This is a genomic window from Wolbachia endosymbiont (group A) of Philonthus cognatus, from assembly GCF_947251755.1.
Taxonomy (GTDB): domain Bacteria; phylum Pseudomonadota; class Alphaproteobacteria; order Rickettsiales; family Anaplasmataceae; genus Wolbachia; species Wolbachia pipientis.
Map to the genome: position 1 here is coordinate 18,762 of NZ_OX366388.1, position 11,203 is coordinate 29,964.

Sequence of the window (11,203 nt, forward strand, 5' to 3'; positions counted from 1 at the left end):
GGGGTTGATGATAGAGGTGCTACAAGAAAAGATTGTGGTATTGGAGTCAGAAGTTGGTACTCTGAAAGCAGAGAATGATAAGTTAAGGACAAAAATAATTGAGCTAGAGGATAAGCTGGGTTTAAATTCAAAAAATTCATCGCTGCCACCATCGCAAGATGTATATCGCAAAAAGACAAAAAAGAAGAGCGATAAAAAACCAGGCGGGCAGCCAGGACATGAAGCGCACAAGCGGGAATTGATGGTAGCAGATGAGGTGGTAAAATGTTCAATTGATACAATTTGCATGTGTGGAAGCCAAGTTATTTTAGAAGAAGAAACTGTGCATCAAAAGGTTGAATTGCCAAAAATTAAACCGATAGTGACTGAATATAGGCTACAAAAAGGCTACTGTAAGGCGTGTAAGAAAAGGATCTCAGCTAGTCTGCCTGAAGGTGTGACAAGGGATCTTTTAGGAGCTAATGCAAAAGCAGTAATTAGCAGTTTTAGTGGATTTTTTATCAATTCAAAAAGGGAAGTACAGCAAATTTTGAGCAGCATATTTAATCTGAATATAAGCCTAGGTTTGGTATCAAAGACCGAGGGTAGAGTATCAGAAAAATGTATATCTGAATACGAAAAAATAAGAGAAGAGCTACGGAAAAGCAAGTATTTACATATAGATGAAACAAGCCATAGGAACCAGGGAAAGAAAGGTTGGAGTTGGGTAGTAACGAATAAAACAGCAACACTTATGAAGTTAGTTGGATCTCGCGGAAAGAAGATATTAAAAGGGCTATTGCCAGAGTATGATGGAATAGTTATAAGCGATAGGTATGCTGCGTATAATTACTTTAATCGTGAAAACAGACAGATATGCTGGGCCCATTTAGCAAGGGACTTTGAAAGGTTTTTTTACAGTAAAAATGTTGAAGTGAGCAGAATTGGCGCAGCATTAAAATCGCTGAGCAACAGGGTATTTGTGGTAGATAGAGCACGTAAACAAAACCTGATAGACAATTTAAGATTTTTCCGGTTAATGAGGAAGATTCGAAAAAGGGTGAAACATTTTTTGCGAGAGATAACAAGGGTTGCAAAAGGAACTCAGGCCTCGAGAATGGCTGCCAATATACTACGTTCTGAAGATATGATGTGGAGATTCGTGCGCAATCCTGATCTGATCGAGACAACCAATAACCTTGCAGAACGTCAGGCTAGACGGTACGTCATTTATCGTAAAAATAGTTTTTTCACTTGGTCAGAACGTGGAGAAAAGTTCATTGAAAGAATGCTTTCGATATTTTTGACTGCACGTTTGAATGATCAGAATCCTGTCCAGAAACTACAGAATTTAGTCGCTATTCCTGCCTAATTGGGAATATTCCGTGAACGGTTACATAGCAACAGAGTCAGCACACTTATAAAAATTTATTTTCCTTACCTTGCAGAAGATTCACAATATTTCTGTGGTGTTTTAGGAAGACCAGTGCTCCTATAATTAGTAATGTTAAGAACAAATTCCTCTGAAAAAAAAAGGACCATGCTACAGCCGTTGAAGTAGCACTGAGTGAAGCAAGGGAAGAGTATTTAAAGGCAAGAAAGACTATTATCCAAATTATTACGAATACTAAAGTAATATCAATGTTAAATGCTATCAGTATCCCTAGAGTGGTTGCAACGCCCTTTCCTCCACTGAATTTTAGCCAAATAGGAAACATGTGTCCTAAAACTGCTAAAATTGCAGATACATATATATAAAAATCGTTATTATCACAAAATTGTTGTGCTATATAAACGGCAATAAATCCCTTAAAGGAATCCAGAAATAATGCCAAAGCAGCAAGAAATTTATTTCCCGTCCTTGCAACGTTTGTAGCACCAATGTTTCCTGAACCTACTTCTCTTAAGTTTATCCCTTTTATTCTTGTAATAATTAAGCTAAACGGTATTGAACCGAGTATGTAGGATAGTGTAAGGACTATAACTAACACAGGTAAAATTTACTGATTAATAATCGCAAAATTTCGTCATCCCGCTGCTTGTTAGCGGGATCTATGCTGAGATACCGCGAATAAATCGCGGTATGACGTAGGGAAATCTTACTTATTATAGCTATACCTCTCCGCATATGCCAAAATTTAATTGATTTTATTATTCCTCAGCCTTTTTAGGTAGCACTGAACTTCCTCGTTAATCTGATTACTAAACAGTATAAGCGCTGTCATGTTGATAAGAGCTAAACAAGAGAATAAAGTTCCGCCAATATTAGCAATAGCCATTATGTCTTTAGAAAGGCCAGAGAAAAACGCCACAATTATTACCGCTATGCGATATATCACTATACTTTTTGCACCAAACAAATATAACCACCCCATTTCACAACAATATACAAATGAAATTACCGAAGAAAATGCAAACAAAGGTGCAGCTATGGTTAAAAGTATAGGAAACCATGGAGAAACTGTCTCAAATGCCTTTTGAGTAATTAATATCCCTTCACCAACACTAGTCTGGTATGCACCTGTTATTACTATTGTTATTCCTGTTAAACAGCAAATTAACATTGTGTCAAAGCATGGTTCTATCATAGCAACAAGCCCAGTTCTTACTGGTTCTTCATCTTTAGTTGTTGCATGAGTAATTGAAGCAGAACCAACACCCGCTTCGCTGGCAAAGATTGCCCTTTGAATTCCAGCAACAAATGCTCCTACCATCCCTCCACCAACAGCATTGAAATCTATCATAGTGGAAAATAATATTTTTAACGTATAACCAAGGTTATGAATATTAAATGCAATAATAATAATACAACTAAAGATATATATAAGTGACATAATAGGCACTAGTGCAGAAGATACTCTAGCTATCCTTTTAATTCCGCCAATAATCACTAGAGCAAGCAGCGCAGAGATTATGGAAGAAAGAAACCAAGAGTGACCATCTACCCAACTTGAATAGCCAGATAATATTGAAACCATTTGATTGGTTTGAAACGCTACACTTCCACCAAGACCTGATAATACAAAGAATACTGCATACATGGCAGCCAGCACAATACCAAGTTTTTTAAATCCAAATTCCTCCAGACCATTCCTTATATACTGAAAGGGACCACTAAACAATTGGTCCTGATCTTCTGTTCTATGTCTAAACGCCAACGTTACCTCAGCAAATTTTGCTGACATACCAAAAAAACCTGTAATCATCATCCAAGGCACCGCTCCTGGCCCTCCCATTGAAACTGCAATTGCGACTCCAGCAACAGTTCCAAGACCTACTGTGCTTGAAAGTGCAGTCATAAATGCCTGAAAATGCGTAATATGACCATCATGGTGATTCGTGTCATATTTTCCACATAAAATAGCAAATGCATGCTTAAACATTCTTATGTTGAGAAATCCAAACCGTAATGTTAGAAACACATAACCAAAAACTAGTAGAAGGATTATAAATGGCACGTAAAGGATCTTGAAAAACAGTACTTCATTCATGAAATTATTTATTCCGTTCAACACAGCGTCATAACTTTCGTAAAAACCTGAAGCAGCGTACACATCATTAAACAATAGGCAAAATAACACCATACAAAGCAATCTATAAATCATGTTAATACCCTTTAGAATTGTAATAAGAATCTATTGTATTCAAAACTTCCCTTCTTAGTAGATATATTGCAACAGCATTTGGAATCATAAGGCACATAAACAAACTGTCACCTAGATAAGATATAAATTCTATATTCTTTGACATACAGCTGATATACACTGAAACCACTATAAGAATTTGGAACGGTATCAGTATTTTTTTACTACCAAATAAATACAGCAAAGCAACTTCACAGTAGTAACAATAAGCTATTATTGTGGAAAATGCAAAGGAAAACATCATTAGCGGAAAAACTAACTTGCTGAACAAGGGCAAAGCTGTTGAAAATATCGAACTAATTAGTGTAATATCACCCACGTTATCAGTGCTATGCATACCAGTGATAATTATCACAATACCAGTCAAAAATGAGATTAATATTGTGTCTATAAGTGGTGCAATCATTGCAACGCACCCAACTTTAATTGGATCTTCTTCTTTTACAGCTGAATGTGCTATAGCTGCTGTTCCGGTACCTGCTTCGTTAGCAAACACTGATCTTCTCACTCCGGCTATTAATCCGCTCAATACTCCGCTTCCTATAGCTGATTTATTGAAGATATCTTGGAATATTATGGATAGAGCATTCAGCAAATTACTTCCGTTTACATAAATTAAATATATACACATACCCACATATAGCACTATCATAATTGGTGCTAAGCTCGTTGAAACGAAAGCAATGCGCTTTATTCCTCCCAATATTACAATAAAGACAAGCAGGGATATAATAATGGATGCGTTGTATTCTAGGAGGTTATTTGATAGTGCTGCTATTTGATTTGCTTGAAATGGTATACTGCCCAAAATCATTGCAATAAGTAGCATAATCGCATAAGTGAAGGCAAGAAATCTACCAGTTTTTGCAAATCCAATTTTTGCAAGCCCGTACTTCATGTAATAAAAAGCCCCGCCAGTTGTATTTTCAGAGCGATAAGTAAATGCAAGCACCACCTCGGCAAACTTTATCGACATACCAAGTATTCCGGTAATTACCATCCAAAAAACTGCACTTGGGCCCCCTATTGTGATAGCTATTGCAACTCCTGATATTGTTCCAAGACCAACTGTTCCTGAAATTACTGTTGCAAACGCTTGAATATGAGTGATTATGCCATTGTTGCTGTTATTACACTTTAGATTGAATAGCGTCTGTATTCCATATTTAAGTAACCTAAAGTTAATGAATTTGAACTGGGCAGTACAAAAGATTCCAGTTGCAATTACCCAAATAATTATAAATGGAATGTTGAATATCTTTATATACAGAAATGAATTTAATAGTTCACTTATCTTCAAAATCATGCAGTTTTCTATTTTTTGTTAGCTAACGAGTTTTATATGTAAAATATATGTAAAACCCGATGCTTATTGGAATAGTAAGTGTATACACTATACCTAAAATTGGTAGAGTCATCCAGGGCTTACTGATGAAAAATACAATAAGTACTCCAAAAAATGACACAAATATATAGGATAGGCTTTTGGGAATATAAATATATTTTGCAGAGAAAGTTGGAATGTGACTTATCGAAAAAAATGAAATGGCCAGAAAGTAACAAGCTACGTTTCTTGTGTTAAAAAATCGCTCTATGAGAAGTAAGTATTCACTCTCATGAGATTGAAAGGTAATAATTATTGGTAACAAAGAAAGTAAAGCACACACTGGAGCTGGAACACCAGAAAAGAAAAATTTTTCCCAGTATGGTTGTTCTGAGTGTAGCGAAACATTAAATCTTGCAAGTCTTATTGATATGCAGATTACGTATATCATTACTAAAATCCAACCTATGACTTTGATTTCGTTTAGCTTCCAAAAATACAAAAGAAATGCAGGCGCTGCACCAAAATTTAGAAAATCTGCAAAAGAATCAAGCTGGGCTCCAAAATCGCTAGTTGATTTTAGAATTCTAGCTATTCTGCCATCCATTCCATCTATTATTGCTGCAATGATGATAAAAATTACTGAGAATTCCCATTGTTCATTAAATGTAAATTTAAGTGAAGTGAGACCAGAACATAAACCCAATAAAGTTATAAAGTTTGGGAATAATTTAGTAATAGGTAAGAATCTACTGTTACTTCCATCGTTATTCATATAACGTCAAAAGTAAGCTTCTCTTGAACGTTTTCCTTATTTAAGTTTGCTATAATTGTTTCACCACCAATAACAGTTTGCCCTTCTGAAACTCTGACTTCTGTATCAGCAGGAACATAGATATTCACTCTACTGCCAAACCTTATAATTCCAAACCTTTCACCTGCTTTTACGTTCTGGGATATTCCTAAATTACAAACGATACGACGTGCAATTAATCCAGCTATTTGCTCCACAATAATTTCTTTCCCCTTTTCGTATTCAATTACAATAACCTGCTTTTCATTTTCATTACTAGACCTATTGCTCATTGCGGATACAAACTTGCCTTTTTTATAACTCATTTCCTTTATCGTACCAGATATTGGTATACGGTTCACATGGACGTTCAAAACACTTAAAAATATGCTAACAAGCGTAAACTTCTTCTCCTCTCCGTTTTCTGCTGATAAAGGATAATTAACTTCTTCAATTTTTGAAATCACACCATCAGCAGGACTTAATATAAGATTCTTATTGTTTGGCACAGCTCTTGCTGGATCACGAAAGAAATAAGTACACAATAATGTCGGAAACAAGCACGTAACGCCAAACCCCCAAGATATAGAGAATGCTATACACGTTACTATAAAGGAAACTACTATAAATGAATAACCTTCCCTGTTTATATTAGGTAAACCAAAACACATAATCTTATTAACAATAACCTATTGTTAACAATTTATCATTTATAATTTCTCATGAAAAGCTTTTTTTAACTGCTTCAGCAAAGTCTTTTTGATACAAGGTAACATTACAGATTGTTATATTAGCACATAGAATTACCGTCATACTGTAACAACCCGTCCAACACAAAATCTAATGCCTAAGTTTAGATCAGAAAACTGATTCTTCTAAAAGTTGCTCACTATCCTCGTCTATTATGATAGAATTATCATGATTTCTGAGTAAATCTCTGATTTTCGTTTCTATTTCATTTGCGACTTCTTTGTTTGTTTTTAGGTAAGTTTTTACATTCTCTCTTCCTTGCCCAAGACGTGTGTTGTTATATGAATAGTAAGCGCCTGCTTTTTCAAGCACACCAAGCTTTGCTCCCATATCTATTATTTCTCCGAGTTTTGATATACCTTCATTGTACATTATATCAAATTTCGCTTCTCTAAATGGAGGAGCAACTTTATTTTTTACAACTTTAACTCTTGTTTCATTACCTGTAATATTTTCTTTGTCTTTTATTACACCAACTTTTCTTATATCAAGCCTTACAGAAGTATAGAATTTTAATGCATTTCCACCCGTGGTAGTTTCAGGATTTCCATACACTACTCCTATTTTCATACGAATTTGATTAATAAATATCAATATACAGTTCGCTTTTGAAACGGCAGAGGTTAGTTTCCGTAGCCCATGACTTAGAAGCCTTGCTTGCAGCCCCATATGTTGATCACCCATATCACCTTCAATTTCAGCTCTTGGAGTTAATGCTGCGACAGAGTCAATAACTATCACATCAACCGCACCAGAACACACTAAATACTCAACAATATGCAACGCCTGCTCTCCAGTGTCTGGTTGTGAAATCACTAAATCATCAGTGCTTACCCCAAGTTTACGAGCATATAAGACATCCAATGCATGTTCTGCATCGATAAATGCGCATGATCCTCCTTTTTTTTGTGCTTCAGCAATCACGTGCAAGGCAAGAGTGGTTTTACCAGAACTCTCGGGGCCAAATATTTCAATTATACGCCCTTTTGGCAGACCTCCAACACCTAGAGCCGAATCAAGCGCAATTGATCCTGTGGATATTGTGTCTATTTTTTCTACAGGGTTTTGCTTCAACTTCATTATTGCACCTTTACCGAATGCTTTTTCAATCTGGCTTATTGCGTTATCTAGCGCTTTTTGTTTATCACTATTTCTTTCTTCTGGGTTACTTGCCATAGATCATTTATTAATTTATATAATTCTCTATGATAATCAAACGCGAATAACCTGCCAAGGTTTTTCTAGTATTTATGTATTATTTCAATGAAAAATATTAACGTTTTCATAAAGCAGATATTTGTTTGCCTTCGTTAGTAACACACTATACTTTAGTGTACGAACGTTGCAATTTGCAGCATAGCAGGTGGTGTCATCCAAGTAGCCAACACTGAAATGACTAAATTCGAAATGGCTACATGAATTTATTGTAAATTACTACCGTATAAGGTGCGATGCAACAAAGCCATTCCAGTGTCAGCTACTTGAATGACACCTCTTAGATGGGTCAGCTACTCAGATCTGCCATGAAAACTGCAACCCTAAATGTTGGAGCACTGTCGTACACTAAGCGCTGTAATGACAATTTTAGTCGCTTCATACACTTATCATGCTAGTCATAACAGAAATAATTTTTACCAAAGATATTTATGAAATAATTGACATAGTTTGGAAATATGTATATTATAGAACATTAAGAGGTTGTCCGGAAACAAGTAAAAGGCTATAATATCTGAAATTTTAGTACGGGGTAAAGATGAGAAAAAAGTATCCAACAGATCTAAGCGAAAGGGAATGGGCAAGAATAGAAAAACACTTCAGAGTATCATACAAGAAAGGAGGAAGGCCGCCAAAGTATAGCAAAAGAGAAATATTAGAAGCAATTTTCTATGTATTGCGTACAGGGTGTCAATGGCGGTATTTACCAAATGATTTTCCGCTATGGAAGACTGTGTATGAGCAGTTCAGGCAATGGAAGAAGCAGGGAATTTTTGAGAAAATGAATTATGAAATTACAAAATATAGTAGAAGAAAAATAGGAAGGAATGAGCAGCCGAGTGCCTGTATAGTAGATAGTCAATCTGTAAAGACTACAGAAAAGGGGGGATCAAAGGCTATGATGGAAGTAAAAAAGTAAAGGGTAGAAAAAGGCATATAATTACAGACACTCAGGGTTTTATACTAGGTTGTTACGTAGGCGCTGCTAACGAAAATGATAGAGATGGTATTAAAATAGCATTAAACAATATGAGAACAAAATATACTAAAGTTAAAAAAATGTGGGCTGACATGGGATACCAAGGAAGAAATTTAAAGAATCACATAAAGGAAGAATATGACATAGATATTGAAATTGTTACAAGGCCTCCATGTAGATTTTGGGTGCACAAAGATACGCCACCTGAGCTACTACCAACAAGAGAACAAGGGTTTAAAGTACAGCCAAGAAGATGGGTTGTAGAAAGGACTTTTGCTTGGGTTAATAGGAATAGAAGGCTATCGAAGGAGTATGATTTACTCACAACATCCACTGAGAATTTCATATACCTAGCTATGAGTAGGGTTATGTTAAAGAGGGAATATGCTTGAATTTACTAGTTTCCGGACAACCTCTTAGTTAATTTGTAGGTGTAATGTGGCTAGAAATGTTTTGAATGAAAATGAGTACCACGCTTTAAAGCAGTTGTTTTTAACATTTAATATTCAAAAGGAGGATGTGGTAAATTCTGACATTAAGAATATTAAGAAAAAGCTTAGTCAACAATACCGTAAATTATCGTTAAAATATCACTCAGATAAAAACCCAAACAATAAAGAAGCGGAGGAGAAATTTAAGGTTATTGCATTAAATAAGCCATTTTTTGAAGAATTTATAATAGAGCCATTGGAGAAAGGTCTCAATAAAAGAAATAATTTAATAAAAGAATTACGCGGTAAGTTGTGGAGTCGCAGTTATGAAGAATTGCAAAAATACTTAGATGATAAGTGCAGAAATAAACTCTATAATAAGCAGCAGTCAATTAACAATAATGTAACTGCTTATGTAAAATATTCTTCTTATTCAAATCTCTTAGGAGCGTCGAACAAGAAAAAAATCTTGTTAAACCGGAAAGAAACTATTTCTTCACTTCCATAGCAATTTTTATATATAATTTATCAAGAAGTACTTCTGCAGTTATAACCGACTGATCAATGGTGCTTAAGTGCCCGTTTAGGAGCGTGGTTTTGGAGGAACGGTTAAACCACTGATGGAGTCTATTATGACTACCTCGATTAGAAGATTGTATAATCTAACCGTCCCAAGCTTAAGTGCTTCTCCATTATAAGTTATAGTAGGATAATTACCATGATAAAGGCAAAAAGTAAACTAGAAATAGTGAATCCTGATACAGCAGGAATTGATATCGGCTCAGCTGTACATTATGTATGTGTACCTGAAGGAAGAGATGAACAACGTGTCAAAAAATTTGGATGCTTTACAGTTGATCTTCATAACTTAGCAGGGTGGTTAAAGAAATGTAAAGTTAGAACAGTAGCTATGGAATCAACAGGAGTATATTGGATTCCTTTGTTTCAAATACTTGAGTCATATGGATTTGAGGTAAAATTGGTAAATGCACGATATATTAAGAACGTGCCTGGTAGAAAATCCGACGTTCAAGACTGTCAATGGTTACAACAATTACACAGCTATAGATTACTCCATGGGTCGTTTAGACCTGATGATCAAATGTGTGTGTTGCGTAATTACGTTAGGCAACGTAGCAACCTGATTGAAAGTGCATCCACACATATTCTACGTATGCAAAAAGCGTTAATTCAAATGAACGTTCAATTACACAAAGTCATAAGTGATATTACTGGAGTGACCGGTATGCAAATTATCAAAGCAATAATTGAAGGTGAAAGGAATCCTGAAAAATTATCAGAATTGAGAGATGTACGGATAAGAAATGATAGATCTACCATGGCAAAAGCGCTAAAAGGCGACTACAGAAAGGAACTCTTATTTGTGTTAAAGCAAGAATTTGAATTGTATAATATTTATCAGGAAAAAATAGCAGAATGCGACAAAAGCATCGAACAATATTACAAAACATTTGAAACAAAATCTGACGAGAATAAGCGATGCAGCAAAATAAAGAATAGGTTTTCAAAAAACAGACCAGACTTTCCTTTACACGAAGAACTGTATAGAGTAACCGGTATTGATTTTACTAAAGTTCCTGGGCTTGATGTGCTAACTATACAAACAATTATCTCAGAAGTTGGTTTGAACCACGATAAATGGCCATCAGAGAAGCACTTTACTTCTTGGTTGGGGCTAAGTCCTGCTAATAAAGTTACAGGGGAAAAAGTATTTGGGACGAGAACTCGCAAAGTTATTGCTCGTGCTGCAAATGCTTTTAGGATGGCTGCCCAGTGTGTGTCAAGAAGCAACAGTGGGATTGGTGCATATTGCAGAAGGTTAAAAAAACGACTAGGAGCACCGAAAGCGATTACCGCTACGGCTAGGAAATTGGCGTGCATTTTTTATAGTATGCTAAAGTATGGACAGGAATATGTAGAGAAGGGCATTGATTACTATGAAAAGTTATATAAGGAAAAAATAGTGAAGACTCTAAGCAAAAAAGCTAGTGAATTTGGTTATGTCTTGATTAAAAAAGAGCTACTAGCAGAAAGAGTTTCTTAGAAGTTCTTTTAGTATCCTTCACA

The 11,203-nt window shown here is 35.5% G+C and carries 8 protein-coding genes and 2 pseudogenes; 4 read left to right on the forward strand and 6 right to left on the reverse strand.

The genetic code is table 11. The annotated features are described in order from the left end of the window. The first annotated feature begins 7 nt into the window (after positions 1 to 7). On the forward strand, positions 8 to 1,351 hold the full coding sequence (gene tnpC, locus OPR21_RS00080; RefSeq protein WP_265022247.1) for an IS66 family transposase: 1,344 nt from the start codon (positions 8 to 10) through the stop codon (positions 1,349 to 1,351). A gap of 46 nt (positions 1,352 to 1,397) precedes the next feature. Here the strand turns inward: tnpC and plsY are convergent, their stop codons facing one another. The 6 genes from plsY to recA all read right to left on the reverse strand — a co-directional run bounded on the left by plsY (position 1,398) and on the right by recA (position 7,666). After that, on the reverse strand, positions 1,398 to 1,970 hold the full coding sequence (gene plsY / locus OPR21_RS00085) for a glycerol-3-phosphate 1-O-acyltransferase PlsY (protein WP_236514372.1): 573 nt from the start codon (positions 1,968 to 1,970) through the stop codon (positions 1,398 to 1,400). Between the two features lie 147 nt (positions 1,971 to 2,117). Then, the gene (locus OPR21_RS00090) at positions 2,118 to 3,584 is read right to left on the reverse strand and encodes an alanine/glycine:cation symporter family protein (protein WP_077188354.1); all 1,467 of its coding nucleotides are present in this window, start codon (positions 3,582 to 3,584) and stop codon (positions 2,118 to 2,120) included. A 1-nt stretch (position 3,585) separates the two neighbouring features. After that, complete coding sequence (locus OPR21_RS00095) at positions 3,586 to 4,929, reverse strand: alanine/glycine:cation symporter family protein (RefSeq protein ID WP_265029966.1); 1,344 nt, start codon at positions 4,927 to 4,929, stop codon at positions 3,586 to 3,588. 22 nt (positions 4,930 to 4,951) lie between these two features. Continuing rightward, complete coding sequence (locus OPR21_RS00100; RefSeq protein ID WP_015589351.1) at positions 4,952 to 5,722, reverse strand: CDP-alcohol phosphatidyltransferase family protein; 771 nt, start codon at positions 5,720 to 5,722, stop codon at positions 4,952 to 4,954. Then, entirely contained in the window at positions 5,719 to 6,411 is a 693-nt protein-coding gene (locus tag OPR21_RS00105) for a phosphatidylserine decarboxylase (protein WP_007548750.1), read from the reverse strand. The genes OPR21_RS00100 and OPR21_RS00105 overlap by 4 nt, the downstream gene beginning before the upstream one ends. 187 nt (positions 6,412 to 6,598) lie before the next feature. Beyond that, on the reverse strand, positions 6,599 to 7,666 hold the full coding sequence (gene recA, locus OPR21_RS00110; protein ID WP_010963008.1) for a recombinase RecA: 1,068 nt from the start codon (positions 7,664 to 7,666) through the stop codon (positions 6,599 to 6,601). A gap of 577 nt (positions 7,667 to 8,243) precedes the next feature. Between recA and OPR21_RS00115 the strand changes: the two are divergent. The 3 genes and pseudogenes from OPR21_RS00115 (at position 8,244) to OPR21_RS00125 (ending at position 11,180) form a co-directional block, all read left to right on the forward strand. Further along, a pseudogene (locus tag OPR21_RS00115) lies at positions 8,244 to 9,076 on the forward strand (IS5 family transposase). Positions 9,077 to 9,203: 127 nt separating this feature from the next. After that, positions 9,204 to 9,332: pseudogene (locus OPR21_RS08505) on the forward strand (DnaJ domain-containing protein); the annotation flags it as partial. A gap of 501 nt (positions 9,333 to 9,833) precedes the next feature. Then, complete coding sequence (locus OPR21_RS00125) at positions 9,834 to 11,180, forward strand: IS110 family RNA-guided transposase (protein WP_265029968.1); 1,347 nt, start codon at positions 9,834 to 9,836, stop codon at positions 11,178 to 11,180. Positions 11,181 to 11,203 lie beyond the last annotated feature (23 nt).

Coding starts and splice junctions, on each gene's coding strand:
- OPR21_RS00125 (WP_265029968.1), top strand. CDS start 9,834: ATGATAAAGGCAAAAAGTAAACTAGAAATAGTGAATCCTGATACAGCA.
- OPR21_RS00095 (WP_265029966.1), bottom strand. CDS start 4,929: ATGATTTTGAAGATAAGTGAACTATTAAATTCATTTCTGTATATAAAG.
- tnpC (WP_265022247.1), top strand. CDS start 8: ATGATAGAGGTGCTACAAGAAAAGATTGTGGTATTGGAGTCAGAAGTT.
- recA (WP_010963008.1), bottom strand. CDS start 7,666: ATGGCAAGTAACCCAGAAGAAAGAAATAGTGATAAACAAAAAGCGCTA.
- OPR21_RS00100 (WP_015589351.1), bottom strand. CDS start 5,722: ATGAATAACGATGGAAGTAACAGTAGATTCTTACCTATTACTAAATTA.
- OPR21_RS00105 (WP_007548750.1), bottom strand. CDS start 6,411: ATGTGTTTTGGTTTACCTAATATAAACAGGGAAGGTTATTCATTTATA.
- OPR21_RS00090 (WP_077188354.1), bottom strand. CDS start 3,584: ATGATTTATAGATTGCTTTGTATGGTGTTATTTTGCCTATTGTTTAAT.